We start from the raw sequence: 13913 nt of genomic DNA, 5'->3' as shown, positions 1-13913 counted from the left end.
GCAAGAGCGCTGCGGTAAACCAGAAGCACTGCGTCATCGTTAACGACCTTCGCGAGCAAGCTCGCTCCTACAGGTTTCTATTGAGCATGACCGCCTGCTTATCCGTGCAGCGTGTCCAACCATTGGGCGCGGGTGATGCGGTACAAAACATGCGGGCGCAGCGGGTCACCGGCTGCGACTTTCGGGTGTTCAAAATCTGCCTGCGGATCGTAATGCATACCGATGGCCTGCATGACCTTTTGTGAAGGCAGATTGGCTTCAGTGGTGAAGGCGACGACTTCATCCAGCTGCAAGCGATCAAAGCCACAGCGCAGCGCCGTCCAGGCGGCCTCACTGGCATAACCCAGGCCCCAGTGCTCACGGGCCAGGCGCCAGCCGATTTCCACCGCAGGGGTGAAGCCGGCTTCGAAGCTGACATTCGCCAGCCCCGTCAGGCCGATAAATTCGCCGGTGTCCTTGCGCTGCAAGGCCCAAAAACCAAAGCCGTATTCCGCGAAATGCCCGCGAATCCGGCCGATCAACGCGGCGCTTTCCAAGTGGCTCAATTGAGCCGGAAAGTAGCGCATCACCTGCGGGTCGGCGCACATGCGCGCAAAGTCCGGCAGGTCGCTGTCGCGCCATTGGCGCAGCACCAAGCGTGCACTTTCCAATTCCAGTATCGGCTCCATGGGTCCCCCTGCCTTGCCATGTGCGTGAGTGTACAGCGCTGTTAAGATCCTTCGCAGGTTCCCGTCAGAAAATCCCATGCCCTTGCCATTGATCTACCACGAAGACTACAGCCCTGAGTTCCCGGCCGACCACCGCTTCCCCATGGACAAGTTTCGCCTGTTGCGTGACCACCTGGTGGACACCGGCCTGACCCAGGACAGCCAATTGCTGCGCCCGCAGTTGTGCCCGGCAGATATATTGGCCCTGGCCCATGAACCTGGGTATATCGAACGCTACATGGGCGGCGAACTGTCCCGCGAAGACCAGCGCCGCCTCGGCCTGCCCTGGAGCGAAGCCCTGGCCCGACGTACGGTGCGGGCGGTGGGCGGCTCGATACTCGCGGCCGAGCAGGCCCTGGAACATGGCCTGGCCTGCCATTTGGCCGGTGGCACCCACCATGCCCATTACGATTACCCAGCGGGTTTCTGCATTTTCAACGACCTGGCGGTGATCAGCCGCTATCTGCTGGCCAGCGGCCGGGTCAATCGCGTGCTGATCTTCGACTGTGACGTGCACCAGGGCGATGGCACCGCACGCATCCTGCACGACACGCCGGAGGCCATCACTGTGTCGCTGCATTGCGAAAAGAACTTCCCGGCACGCAAGGCCCAAAGCGACTGGGACATCCCGCTGCCCATGGGCATGGGCGATGCCGACTACCTCAAGGTGGTGGATGATGCGCTCAACTACCTGCTGCCGCTCTACCAGCCGGACCTGGTGCTGTACGACGCCGGCGTGGATGTGCACAAGGACGACGCCCTCGGTTACCTCAAGCTGACAGACGAAGGCGTCGCCGCCCGTGATGAAAGCGTAATGCGCCACTGCCTGGGCCGCGACATTCCGGTGATGGGCGTGATCGGCGGCGGTTACAGCAAGGACCGCCCCGCCCTAGCCCGCCGCCACGGCATCTTGCACCACAGCGCGCAACGGGTATGGACGTCATCAGGCTGTCATTGAAGTGTGAGCGTTACCCACAATGCCTGTGGAACGGCCTGTGGATAACTTGAGCGTAAGCGGCTGCAAGCGAGTAGCCGTATGGCCTGTAGGAAAGTGTACGTTTTTTGATCAGGCAGCGGCGTCGTGGTCGGGTAGAATGCTCGGCCTATTCAAACCACCGTAGCCCTGCCCATGCCTCAGACTTCTGCCCACCACGTCTCCATTATCGGCGGCGGCCCCGCCGGGCTGATGGCCGCTGAAGTCTTGAGCCAAGCGGGCGTGCGCGTGGACCTGTACGACGGCATGCCTTCAGTGGGGCGCAAGTTCCTGCTGGCAGGCGTGGGCGGCATGAACATCACCCACTCCGAGGCGTACCCGGCGTTCCTGTCGCGCTATGCCGAACGCGCGCCGCACATGGCGCCGTTACTGCGCAGCTTTGGCGCCGAAGCGTTGTGCGAATGGATCCATGGCCTGGGTATCCAGACCTTTGTCGGCACCTCCGGCCGCGTATTTCCTACCGACATGAAAGCTGCACCGCTGCTGCGGGCCTGGCTCAAGCGCCTGCGGGAGCACGGTGTGGTTATCCACACCCGTCATCGTTGGACGGGTTGGAATGCCGAGGGCGATTTACTTATCCACAGCCCGGATGGCGAAAAAGTTGTCCACAGCGACGCCGTGCTGCTGGCCCTGGGCGGCGGCAGCTGGTCGCGATTGGGCTCCGACGGTGCATGGCTCAACCTGTTTGAAGGCAAAGGCCTGCCCTATGTGCGGCTGCAACCGAGCAACTGCGGGTTTGAAGTGTCGGCGTGGAGCGAGTTGATGGTCAGCAAATTCGCTGGCGCACCGTTGAAAAACGTCGCCATTGGCCTGGGGGATGACAAGCCTCGGCTGGGCGAATGCGTGATCACCGCCACCGGCATTGAAGGCAGTTTGATTTACGCCTTGTCGGCGCCGATTCGCGAAGCGATCAACCGCGACGGTGCGGCCACGGTGCATATCGATTTGCTGCCCAGCAAGCCGTTGGACAAGGTGCAGGCCGCATTGGCCAAGCCCCGTGGCTCGCGTTCGATGAGCAAGCATTTGCACAGTCAGTTGGGATTGGATGGCGTGAAAGCGGCGTTGTTGCGCGAGCTGACGCCCGCTGAACACTTCACCGATCCGGCGCAATTGGCGGTGGATATCAAGGCGTTGCCGCTGACATTGGTGAAAACGCGGCCGATGGATGAGGCGATCAGCACGGCGGGGGGTGTGCCGTTTGAAGCGCTGGATGAGCGGTTGATGCTCAAGCCGTTGCCTGGGGTGTTTTGTGCGGGGGAAATGCTCGATTGGGAAGCGCCGACCGGTGGGTATTTGCTGACCGGGTGTTTTGCCAGTGGCCGGGCGGCTGGGCTGGGGATGTTGGAGTGGCTTAACCGCTGAGCGCTGCGGTGGACTTAAGGCCGCCATCGCAGGCAAGCCAGCTCCCACCTTTGACTGTGTTCACAATTCAAAAGGTGGGAGCTGGCTTGCCTGCGATGAGGCCATCAGCCACCGCGAAAATCACTTCTTCTTACGCGGCCCAGTGTTAAAAACCGGCACCTTGCGCACCGGCTTGATCGAAGGCTCGGCCGGGGCTACGTCCCCACTGTCTACCCATTTACCCAAGTTGCGCTTACCGCCACCACCGGACGCTTTAGGCTTCTTCAGCTTTTTCGGTTTCTTCACCACCTGCCCGCTGGCATCGGTGTCCGGCACGCGGTGCTCCGGTTCGAAATCCGGTTCCATCTTGCGGGTGAGGGTCTGACGGGTCAGCATCTCGATGGCCGAGAGCATGTTCACCTCATCGGCGCACACCAGGGAAATCGCCTCACCGGTGTTGCCCGCACGCCCGGTACGGCCGATACGGTGGATGTAGTCTTCGGCCACGATGGGTAGGTCAAAGTTGACCACCAGCGGCAGGTCTTCGATATCCAGGCCACGGGCCGCTACATCGGTGGCCACCAGGATTTGCACGTCGCTGGCCTTGAAGCGGTCCAGTGCGCGTTGGCGGGTGGCTTGGGGTTTGTCGCCATGAATGCCGTCGGCGTTGATCCCCAGGCCCTGCAACTTGTCCACCAGGGCGTCTACGCCGTTGCGGGTCTTGGCGAATACCAGCACCTGCTTCCAGCGGCCTTTGCGCATCAGGTGCACAAACAGTTCCGGCTTGCGCTTTTTGTCTACCGGCACCACCCACTGTTTGACGGTGTTGGCGGCAACGTTGCGCGGGCTGACCTCGATGCTCAGCGGGTCGTTGAGCATCTGCCCGGCCAGCAGGCGGATGTCATCGGAGAAGGTCGCGGAAAACAGCAGGGTCTGGCGCTTTTTCGGCAACATGCGATAGATGTTCGCCAGTTCTTCGGAGAAGCCCAGGTCAAGCATACGGTCGGCTTCATCCAGCACCAGGGTTTGCAGCTGGTTGAGCTTCAGCGCGTTCTGGCGGAACAGGTCGATCAGGCGGCCAGGGGTGGCGACCAGAATGTCCACACCCTTGCGCAGCTTCATCATCTGCGGGTTGATGCTCACGCCGCCGTACACCGCGTAAGTGGTCAGCGGCAGGTGTTGGGCGTACTCGGCAACGCTCGCGTGAACCTGCTCAGCCAGCTCGCGAGTGGGGCACAGGATCAGCGCACGCGCCGAGTTGGCGGCGACTTTCGGCCCTTCCATGGTCAACAGTTGCAGCAGCGGCAAAGCGAAACCTGCGGTCTTGCCGGTGCCGGTCTGGGCCGCGGCCATCAGGTCGCGACCGGCCAGCACGGCCGGAATAGCTTGGGCCTGCACCGGCGTCGGGGTCTGGTAGCGAAGCGTCTCAAGGGCGCGCAGCAAGGGTTCGATCAGGCCAAGGGTGGCGAAAGTCATGTAGTTACCGTAGGAAAAATTCAGCGCAAGGGCGTAATGCGCGGCAGTTTACCTTATTTCGGGTTTGGGCTTGCGCCATTGGGGCAGGCTGATCAGCAACACCGCGCTGATGATCACCAGCATTGCCAGAGCTTCTTCCAGGCCGATGCTCTCACCCACGAACACAATCCCCAGCAACACGGCCACTGCCGGGTTTACGTAGGCATAACTGGTCGCCGCCGCCGGGCGTACGTGCTTGAGCAGGTACATGTAGGCGTTGAAGGCGATGATCGAGCCGAACACCGTGAGGTACGCCAGGGCCAACCAGCCTTCCAACGGCGGCATGGCCTGCAAGTGCTCGCCGGACAACGCGCTGACGATCAGCAGCGCCACGCCGGCCACGAGCATTTCTGCGGCACTGGCCATGGCGCCTTGAGGCAGCGGCAAGTGGCGGCTCCACACCGAGCCGAAGGCCCAGGACGCCGCCGCCATCAACAGCAACACCGCACCCAGTGGGCTCGACTGCAAGGTACTGCCCATGTTGAGCATGGCGATGCCGATGATGCCCAGAATCACCCCGGCCCATTCCAGCCGCGTATTACGCGCGCCCCAGAAAAACCCACACAGCAAGGTAAACAGCGGCACCGTCGCCACCGCCAGCGCGGCCACGCCGGACGACACACCCATATGTTCCGCCACACTGACGCCACCATTACCCACGGTGAGCAACAAAATGCCGATCATCCCGGCTGCCTTCCACTGCGGCCAGGTCGGCGCCGGCACCCCGCGCCACCTGAGGTACGCATACATCAACACCCCCGCCGTGCAAAACCGAATCCCCGCCAGCAACAGCGGCGGCCAGTACTCCACGCCGATACGGATCACCAGATAGGTGGAACCCCAGATCACATACAACGCAAAAAAGGCGGCGATCAACGGTAAGGGAAAGCGACGTGGGCCAGGCATGGGGCGGCTCGATGGCAGGTAAAGGGAGACTTATTCTAGAAACGAAGCTGGATAAACTTAAGTTACAAAACCTGTTTAAACCGCCCGTACACTTTTCAAACCATGGTTATGAGGGCTATAACCCGTGCTTTCGAAAGCCACGCGCAACCGGAGCCTTACCATGGACAAATACGACCGAATGCTCCTAAGCGCCCTGCTTGAAGATGGCCGTGCTTCCTACGCGCAGCTGGCACGCACCGTAAACCTCTCCGCCCCCGCCGTGGCCGAACGCGTGGCCAAGCTGGAGGCCAGCGGAGTGATCACCGGGTACCAGGCCAAAGTGGATTTATCCAAGGTCGGGTTGCCGATTCAATGCGTGATCGAACTGCGGCTGACCAATCATGGCAGCCAGAAGGTGTACGACGCCCTGGCGCAAATTCCCGAACTGACCGAATGCCACCGCGTCACGGGCGACCCGTGCGTGATCATGCAAGCGGCGGTGGGCTCGATGCCCGAGTTGGAGAACCTGATTAACAGGGTCGCGAAGTTCGGGTTCAGCAAGACCTCGATTATTTTGTCCAGCGCCATAGAGCGGCGGGTGCCGTTGGGGCAGTTGGAGGCCAATGGGAAAAATGGTGGCTGAACTACCGAATCAAAAAGTCTATTCAGGATTTCCTCTAGTAGCTACGCTGGGCGTTGGTCAACAGGTAGACTAGGACTTTAGGCGCCGGTCTGGAGATCTCATGGGCACGCAGAAAAATATGGCGAGTGCCGGAATAAATTCGCTTCGGCTTTCGCGGTTGCGGCTACGTGATTTCCGCTGTTTCGAAACAATGGATATAGACTTCCATCCGCGGTTGACCGTGCTGGTTGCGGCCAACGGTACGGGTAAGACGTCCATCCTGGATGCCATCGCAGTCGCCTTCGGCCCCTACGTGGGAGCGTTCGACGAGGCCGTGGGCAAACACCTTGAACCTAGCGATATCCGCCAGTTTCGTGCCAGGCGAACCACAACTAATGAAATGGAATATGCGCCCCAAGGCGCTCGTATCGAGGCGACAGGGATCATTCCTGGAAGCTTGATGGACCAGTTGTCCGATGAGCTGTTACCCACCATTTGGCGCCGTCATTTATCAAGCACTACCAAGACCAAGACCTCGATCAAGGATGCCAAGGAACTGGTGAGCTACGGCAAACGCATGCAGGAAGCCGCACGCACTCCGGACACTGAAGTTGTTTTGCCACTAATCGCGTATTACGGTACAGGGCGGCTCTGGCAGCAGAAGAAACTGACAGACGCAAAGAACATTCAACGCACATCCAGAACCGTGGGCTATACCGATTGCCTGGATCCGGCTTCCAGCTATAAATCGTTTGTGCAGTGGTTTCGCTACTGGAGCCTGAATGCCAAGGAGGCCCAACTCAAAGCTCTTGAAGCTGGGGTCAGCATTGCCAAGACTGAATTCGACGACTACATCCAGTCAGTTAGTCGTGCGGTGAATGCTTGTATCCAACCAGCAGGTTGGAGCGACATTCAATACTCGTTCACTCGTGACGCTTTGGTCGCTCGCCATGAGCAGTTTGGAGAGTTGCCGGTCGAATGGCTTAGCGACGGCATTCGCAATATGATTGGCATGGTTGCCGATATCGCGTTCCGCGCGACCAAGCTCAACGGGCACCTTGGTGCGCAGGCAGCTCAGGCGACTCCAGGCGTGTTGCTGATAGACGAAGTCGACATGCATCTGCATCCGGAATGGCAGCAAGTGGTGTTGCTCAACCTGACCGAAGCATTTCCGGCCATGCAGCTTATCGTTACTACCCACAGTCCTCAGGTGTTGAGCACAGTATCCTCGGACAGCGTCCGAATTCTGCGTACCGAAATCGATCCTGAGACCTCTAGTCGAATTACCAGCGTCAGCGAGCCACAGTGGCAGACCCGAGGGGTCGCCAGTTCCGACTTGCTCGCTCGTATCATGGGTGTGGACCCAGTTCCTGATGTGCCTGAGGCATCATGGGTTTCTGACTATCAGGCGCTGATCCAGCAAAACCTCCACGAGCAGAATGCCGGACTCGCGTTGAGAACAAAGCTGGAATCTCATTTTGGCGCTGACCATCCAGTTATTCGCGAATGTGAGCGGCAAATTCGGTTGCAGGTCATCAAGCAGCGTCTTCCGCGCGACCTCAGCAAGCGGGAGTATTGAGATGCGTCGTCTACATCGGCAGGATGAAACTCCCCCGGGACTGAAGCGTTACCGACACGGGCGAGATAGATGGTCCCGCACCTGCCCAACGCAAGAGGAACGCGATGGTATTTGGGCATCTTTAGAGCTTATGCAAGGTCCACGGTGTGCCTACTGTGAAGGACCAATTAGCCTAGGAAACCGTCATATCGAGCACTTTCGCCAACGGGATCGGTATCCGCAAGGGACTTATGACTGGAACAATCTGTTCGGCTCATGCGAGCGCGCCAGTACCTGCGGGAAGGCCAAGGACCGATGTGGAATCTACCCACCTGAAGTTCTGATTAAACCCGATGTAGAAGACCCTGATGCTTTTTTAGTGTTCACACCCGGTGGAACGGTGGAACCAAGGGCAGGCTTGAGCGCACGCGATCATCTTCGTGCAAGCGAGACGATCCGCATTCTCGGGCTGGACGGCGCGCTGAATGAAATTCGGCGCGCGGAGCTTAGCGGCTACCTCCAGACCCTCGAGTATTTTGTTGAAATCGCCGACGCTTTTCCCGAAGAGGAATGGATACAGGAGTTGCACCAGGAGGTGAGCAATGCAGCGCATTTACCGTACGCGACTGCGATCAGACATGTTCTTACTCGACAGAGTGAGTAATGGGAAAAATTGTGCAAGTCAGAAGGGTCTGACGAAGCGACAAGACTCAACCTACTGACTGCTCCAAGATTTTGTAAAGACCCTCTCAAACGCCTGACTTTTAAGTGGCCAGCAAGTCCGATCCCTTTCATTTGCAGGACGTTTCCTAGAGAATCCCACGGCCTTGTTTCCGTCGCATCAAGTAGCTAGTCTCGCTGCTTCATCGAATGTTCGGTGAACGGACGTGCAAGTCCGACGACGGTAATACGCAACAGCCCTAGCTCCCAACGCCTGGTTTTAGTCCACGCGTTATGCGTTATGGCAGCTGTACGCGGGAGATCTTCGGATCTACCGGACTCCGTCTCGGTCTTGCACACCTGCGTACTGCTGCCACCCTAATTCGTGTGCAAGCGAACGGTTGCAGCTTCTTACCTGACGGAGAAGTTTCACCATGGCCAAAAAAGTCACCCCCGACCCACCCAAGTCCAAAACCGACTTCCTCAGCGAAGACGCCCTGCTCCACCGTCGCGCCATCGACTACTACCTCAAGGCCTCCGCCCCGGATGCGCCGATTTTTATCCTGAATGACAACCTGAGCTTCGAAGACGCGTTGGCCCATGCGGCGGATTTGTTGCATTGCGCGGTGGAGACGGCCCATGGGTCGGGCGAAGTGATGAAGGCGCCGCAGCGGGCGGTGATGCATTTGGTGGAGATGGCGAAGGGAGTGGTGGACCAGGCGTTGGCGTGCACACAGCCTCGATAGGCGCCGCATCACTAAATGTGGGAGGGGGCTTGCTCCCGATGGCGGTGTATGAGCCAGCTTATTTTTAGCTGACACACTGCTATCGGGAGCAAGCCCCCTCCCACATTTGGATCTTTGGTGTGCTTGAGAGGGTGGCTGGTTTAGAACCCGCGATGCTTTTTCAGGTGCTCATTGATTTTGGCGGCAGGCACTTTCTGCAAGGTGCACAACAGGTCATGGGACAGTTCGCGCAGGCCGTGGGTCTGGCGCAGTTCCTGAGCCAGGTGCGCCGTGAGGTTGGCGGCCATTTCCGCATCCGCCAGCGCCCGGTGAGCCTGGCCGGTGTGGGGCAATTTGGCGTAGGCGTTGAGGGTGCCGAGCTTGTGGTTGGGCGCAGCCGGCATCAGGCGGCGGGCCAGCAGCAGGGAGCAGGCGAATTTCTGCAGGCGGGTGCGGCGGATCAGGCCCAGTTCGAAGTCCCAGAACTTCTGGTCGAACGCGGCGTTGTGCGCCATCAAGGGCGTGGTGCCGACGAACTCATTGACTTCGTTCATCACCCGTTCAGCCGGTGGCGCGCTGCGCAGCATGGCGTTGCTGATGCCGGTGAGCTGTTCGATAAACGCCGGTATGCGCACGCCGGCGTTCATCAGGCTCTGGTAGCGGTCCACGATTTGCCCGCGCTCGAGGATGACCACGCCAATCTCCGTGGCCCGGCAGTGGCTGCTGGGGGTGATGCCGGTGGTTTCAAAGTCGATGACCGCTATACGTTCCAAACCTGTTCCAACTCCGTTCTACGATCTATTTGAGCAACAACGCGCCTTCGATCGGCACGTAGTGGCTGGCGGCGCGTATCAATGAGTTGGCCGTCAGCCCCGGCACGCCGTAGGCCACGGCCCGCACGCCATGCTTGTGGATGATGCGTTCGAGCAGCATGTCGAAATCACCGTCACCGGAGGCCAGTACGACTTCGTCGACATGGTCGGCGGCGTCCATGATGTCGAGGGTGATGCCCACGTCCCAGTCGCCCTTGGCCGAGCCGTCGCTACGCTGGATATACGGTTTGAGTTTTACCGTAAAGCCAAGGTTGCGCAGGATCTGCTGGAACTGCTGCTGCTTGCTGTCGCCACGGTCGATGGCATAGGCGTACGCCTCGACAATCTGCCCGCGCGCGCTGATGTCAGCCCACAGGGCGGCATAGTTGAAGTGGCAACCGTAGGCCTGGCGCACGGTGTAGTAGAGGTTTTGCACATCGGCGAACACTGCAATTTTTTTCACCGCACTTCCTCATGGACAGCCAGGCGCCAGCGCCCGGAAAGGGCGCCAGTATGCCAGCCAAGGGAGTGTTGCCGGGAAAAAATCAGACCGGAGCGCCACAGCGCTCCGGGCCTGGGTGTGTCAGACGAAGGAATCGTCGTCGCCAAAGGAAGAGGAATCGTCGGAATAATCGCTGTCGGCGAAGTTGTCAGCGTTGCTGCCCCAGCTGTCATTGCCGGCAAACTTCTGGTCATCGTTGCCCCAGTTGCCCTGGTCACTGGCCGGTGCAGGTTGTTCGATGATTTCTTCGACCACCTGCGGCTGCTGGTTGTGATGGAACAGGCTGCTGATGCCTTCGGCCAGCAACACGCCCCCGGCCACACCGGCGGCGGTTTTCATGGCGCCACCGAGGAAGCCGCTGCCAGCTGGCGCGGCGGCCGGTGCTTGCGGCTGTTGATAGTTCTGCTGCGGTGCTGGCTGGCCAAAAGCGGGCCGCGCCGGCTCACGCCAGCCGCCACCGGAGTTGTTCGGCGCAGGCTGTGGCTCGCGGGAGCCGCCGCCAAAGATGCTCGACAAAAACCCACCGCCGCTGGCCGGCGCCGGTTGCGTGGCCTTGGCCCGTTGCAGTTCATCCTGCAATTGCTGGATCTGCTGGGCCTGTTGCTTGTTCTGCGCGTCCAGGCTCTGCAGCGCGTGTTCCTGCACCAGAATCGACTGGGTCATGTAGTACCCGGCGGCGGGTTGGCGCGTCATGTGCTCCTTGATCCGCGCTTCGGCCTGGGCGTCGCGGGGGGCTGAGTCCGTTTCGGCTTGCTGCAACCGTGAAAACAGTCCATCGATCAGGGTTTGCTCTTCGCTGTTCATGGCGACCTCGTTAGATTGCCGATAAAAAATTCCGGTCCCGCCTGTGATCAGGCCGGGGGCTTTCCAGTTATGGGGATGTTACGAGTTGTTTCAATGGTCTTTACTCAAGGTTTACGTTTGCGCCCCCTGGACCCTGATCGGTTAAAGTGTGGCCCTCTGCTTCCAGGCCTGTGATGACCCTGATGAATCCGTTAGACGTTTTGCGCGACTCCTTGCGTTTTACCCAGCGCAACCTGGGCGCCATCGTGCAGTTGTGCCTGCCGCTGGTGATCCTCGAAGCCCTGCTGCAACAAATACTGGACCACACGCTGGGCCCGGATGCGTTTCCCGGCTACAGCGTGGTCGTGGGTTTATTGGTGTACCCGCTGTACACCGGCGCCTTGATCCTGTTTCTCGACGCCCGCTCCCGGGGCGAATCGCCGCGCACCAAGGATGTATGGGCCATGGCCCTGAGCCTGTGGCCGCGTTTTGCCCTGCTGACGGCGATGAGCACCTTGCTGATTCTGCTGGGGCTGTCGCTGTATTTCCTGCCGGGCTTATGGCTGATGGTGGTGCTGGCGTTTGCCGAATACCTGCTGGTGCTGCGCGGTATGCCGGCGCTGGCGGCGATGAAGGAGAGTTTTCGCCTGACCCGAGGGCATTTCTGGCGGATCCTGGTATGCCTGCTGTGCGTGATGACGCCGTTGTGGCTGCTCAAGGGCGCCAGCGTGGCGGCGTATCCCGAGCCCGCGCCGCTGCTGGGGCTGCTGATGGACAGCGCCCACAGCTTTTTGCAGTTGTTTACCAGCGTGGTGCTGTTCCGTTTATTCATGTTGATCGGTGGCGACGCCGACGCGCGGTGATATGCTCCGTGCCTCCTCTGACACGCATATAAGCCGAGCCGATGACCCGTTTATTGCGCATCACCCTGTTGAGCCTGTTGGTCATCGCCGGCCTGCTGGCGGCGCTGATCTACAGCCTGACCTGGCGCCCCGCCGACAAAGAAACCCTGCCCGTCAGCTGCGTGGCACCCCGCGCGCCGACGCTGCTGCCGGGGCAGGCGCTCAAAGTCATGACCTGGAATGTGCAATACCTGGCCGGCAAGAACTACGTGTTCTGGTACGACACCCCGGACGGCAGCGGCCCGGACGATCGCCCCACCGTCGAAGACATGGCCTTTAGCCTCGACGAAGTGGCGCGGGTGATCCGCGACGAACAACCCGACATCCTGCTGTTGCAGGAAATCGATGAAGGCGCCAAACCGTCCCACTATCAGGACCAGCTTGCACTGTTGCAGGAGCGTCTGGTCGACCTCTACCCGTGCAGCGCCCAGGCCTTCGACTGGAAAGCCGACTTTGTGCCCAGCCTGCACATCTTCGGTAGCGTGGGGCGCAAGCTCGCTACGCTCAGCCGCTACCAGATCGAACACGCCGAACGCCTGCAACTGCCAACCGCCGATGCCAACTTCATCAGCCGTCAGTTCCAACCCAAGCCGGCCCTGCTGCTGACGTATCTGCCCTTGAGCGACGGAGGCCAACTGGCGGTGCTCAACACCCGCCTGGACGCCGGTGCGCCTGGGCGCAGTGCCGTGCGTGAGCAAGTGACGAGTACGGTAAAACTGTTGGATAAACTCGAAGGTCGCGGCACCCCCTGGTTGATTGGCGGGGATTTCAACCTGCTGCCACTGGGCCAGTTCCTGCGCCTGGACGCTGGCAAGCGTGGCCAGTATTCGCCGGACAGTGAGTTGCATCTGCTGTGGGACAAATACCCGATGATCCCCAGCAACAGCCAATCCAGTGGCATCGACCGTGAGAAATGGCTGACGCACTTCCCCAACGATCCAGGCCTTGATGGCCCGGATCGCACGCTGGATTACCTGTTCTACAGCTCGCGGATCAAACGCGTGGAAGCCAAGGTGCGCCAGGAAGATACGTTGCGCATTTCCAACCACCTGCCGGTGATCGCCCGCTTCCTGCTGCCTGCCGCGCAATAAGCCCTAGGGTTTCAGCAGCGGCTTAAGCCACTCAAGGCTGGCAACCGTGGTGCCGGATGGGCGGTATTCACAGCCGATCCATCCCCGGTAGCCACGCTGCTCCAGCGCCGCGAACAAGCCAGCAAAGTCCATAGTCCCGGTGCCCGGCTCATGACGCCCCGGGTTGTCGGCGATTTGTACATGGACGGTCCTGTCGTAAAACTGCGCCAGCACCCCGGCGGCGTCGCCGGTCAACAGCTGGGCATGGTAAAGGTCCAGAATCAGCCCGACACTCGTAAAGGTTTCCAGCACCTGCTGGGCCTTGCTGAAGTCAGACAGGTAATAGCCTGGCATCGCCTGCGGGCTGATCACTTCAATCAGCGTTCGCAAACCCTGATCTTCGAGGTACTTGACCGCGTATTCCAGGTTATTGGTGTAGGCAACCGCGCTCTCATCCTGAGGCGTGGTCACGCCCGACATGATGTGCACATCCGAGCAGTTCAGCGCCTTCGCATAGCGGGCCGCTTCGCGCAGCCCATCGCGAAATTCCTGCTCCTTGCCCTGCAAGGCAGCGATGCCTTTGGTCACACCCGCCGGCGCCGCGAACTGAATCAACGGCAGGTTGTATTGGGCCAGGTGGTCGGCGAGCAGGCTGGCGTCGAATTCATAGGGGGACGGGAACTCCACTGCCCTGAAACCGGCAGCGGCCGCGGCTTCGATGCGTTGCAGAAAAGGCAATTCGTTGAATTGAAAACCGAGGTGAGCATTGAATTTGAGCATTGGGTACCTATCCATCCTGGGAATAAACAAATCATCAGCCTGGAGCCTCCTTCGCGG

Annotated in this window: 15 protein-coding genes; 8 read left to right on the top strand and 7 right to left on the bottom strand. The window is 60.1% G+C overall.

The window, feature by feature from the left end:
- Positions 1–98 precede the first annotated feature (98 nt).
- Complete coding sequence (locus tag JFT63_RS15690; protein ID WP_057703245.1) at positions 99–668, bottom strand: GNAT family N-acetyltransferase; 570 nt, start codon at positions 666–668, stop codon at positions 99–101.
- A 76-nt stretch (positions 669–744) separates the two neighbouring features.
- On the opposite strand from JFT63_RS15690, the gene JFT63_RS15685 reads away from it, so the two are divergent.
- Entirely contained in the window at positions 745–1665 is a 921-nt protein-coding gene (locus JFT63_RS15685) for a histone deacetylase family protein (protein ID WP_057703244.1), read from the top strand.
- A gap of 171 nt (positions 1666–1836) precedes the next feature.
- Positions 1837–3063, top strand: coding sequence for a TIGR03862 family flavoprotein (locus tag JFT63_RS15680; protein ID WP_198844264.1), 1227 nt, complete (start codon positions 1837–1839; stop codon positions 3061–3063).
- Between the two features lie 120 nt (positions 3064–3183).
- Here the strand turns inward: JFT63_RS15680 and JFT63_RS15675 are convergent, their stop codons facing one another.
- Together JFT63_RS15675 and yedA are read right to left on the bottom strand one after the other, a co-directional pair.
- Complete coding sequence (locus JFT63_RS15675; RefSeq protein WP_198844263.1) at positions 3184–4518, bottom strand: DEAD/DEAH box helicase; 1335 nt, start codon at positions 4516–4518, stop codon at positions 3184–3186.
- Between the two features lie 48 nt (positions 4519–4566).
- Entirely contained in the window at positions 4567–5463 is an 897-nt protein-coding gene (gene yedA, locus JFT63_RS15670) for a drug/metabolite exporter YedA (RefSeq protein WP_057703241.1), read from the bottom strand.
- 160 nt (positions 5464–5623) lie between these two features.
- On the opposite strand from yedA, the gene JFT63_RS15665 reads away from it, so the two are divergent.
- From JFT63_RS15665 to JFT63_RS15650, 4 genes are all read left to right on the top strand, one after another.
- Positions 5624–6085: an Lrp/AsnC family transcriptional regulator gene (locus tag JFT63_RS15665; RefSeq protein ID WP_198844262.1), complete on the top strand. Its 462-nt coding sequence runs from the start codon at positions 5624–5626 to the stop codon at positions 6083–6085.
- Positions 6086–6185: 100 nt separating this feature from the next.
- Positions 6186–7643 carry an AAA family ATPase gene (locus JFT63_RS15660; RefSeq protein WP_232104144.1) on the top strand — a complete coding sequence of 486 codons (1458 nt, stop codon included), beginning with the start codon at positions 6186–6188 and terminating at the stop codon, positions 7641–7643.
- Position 7644: 1 nt separating this feature from the next.
- Positions 7645–8286 carry a retron Ec78 anti-phage system effector HNH endonuclease PtuB gene (gene ptuB / locus JFT63_RS29895; RefSeq protein ID WP_197883740.1) on the top strand — a complete coding sequence of 214 codons (642 nt, stop codon included), beginning with the start codon at positions 7645–7647 and terminating at the stop codon, positions 8284–8286.
- A gap of 430 nt (positions 8287–8716) precedes the next feature.
- On the top strand, positions 8717–9028 hold the full coding sequence (locus JFT63_RS15650; RefSeq protein WP_148854026.1) for a DUF3077 domain-containing protein: 312 nt from the start codon (positions 8717–8719) through the stop codon (positions 9026–9028).
- A 140-nt stretch (positions 9029–9168) separates the two neighbouring features.
- Here the strand turns inward: JFT63_RS15650 and JFT63_RS15645 are convergent, their stop codons facing one another.
- From JFT63_RS15645 to JFT63_RS15635, 3 genes are all read right to left on the bottom strand, one after another.
- The gene (locus JFT63_RS15645; RefSeq protein ID WP_003194395.1) at positions 9169–9780 is read right to left on the bottom strand and encodes a 3'-5' exonuclease; all 612 of its coding nucleotides are present in this window, start codon (positions 9778–9780) and stop codon (positions 9169–9171) included.
- A gap of 25 nt (positions 9781–9805) precedes the next feature.
- Complete coding sequence (locus tag JFT63_RS15640) at positions 9806–10282, bottom strand: LabA-like NYN domain-containing protein (protein WP_003194396.1); 477 nt, start codon at positions 10280–10282, stop codon at positions 9806–9808.
- Between the two features lie 120 nt (positions 10283–10402).
- Positions 10403–11125, bottom strand: coding sequence for a DUF2076 domain-containing protein (locus tag JFT63_RS15635; protein ID WP_198844261.1), 723 nt, complete (start codon positions 11123–11125; stop codon positions 10403–10405).
- 182 nt (positions 11126–11307) lie between these two features.
- Between JFT63_RS15635 and JFT63_RS15630 the strand changes: the two genes are divergently transcribed.
- On the top strand, positions 11308–11967 hold the full coding sequence (locus tag JFT63_RS15630) for a YciC family protein (RefSeq protein WP_198844260.1): 660 nt from the start codon (positions 11308–11310) through the stop codon (positions 11965–11967).
- A 41-nt stretch (positions 11968–12008) separates the two neighbouring features.
- On the top strand, positions 12009–13097 hold the full coding sequence (locus JFT63_RS15625) for an endonuclease/exonuclease/phosphatase family protein (RefSeq protein WP_186559448.1): 1089 nt from the start codon (positions 12009–12011) through the stop codon (positions 13095–13097).
- A 3-nt stretch (positions 13098–13100) separates the two neighbouring features.
- Here the strand turns inward: JFT63_RS15625 and JFT63_RS15620 are convergent, their stop codons facing one another.
- The gene (locus JFT63_RS15620; RefSeq protein ID WP_186559446.1) at positions 13101–13856 is read right to left on the bottom strand and encodes a hydroxypyruvate isomerase family protein; all 756 of its coding nucleotides are present in this window, start codon (positions 13854–13856) and stop codon (positions 13101–13103) included.
- Between the last annotated feature and the right edge of the window lie 57 nt (positions 13857–13913).

Source organism: Pseudomonas sp. MF7453, from assembly GCF_016405455.1.
Taxonomy (GTDB): Bacteria; Pseudomonadota; Gammaproteobacteria; order Pseudomonadales; family Pseudomonadaceae; genus Aquipseudomonas; species Aquipseudomonas paralactis.
The sequence above is the reverse complement of the archived record's forward strand: the minus strand, read 5'-3'. Positions and strand labels throughout refer to the sequence as shown.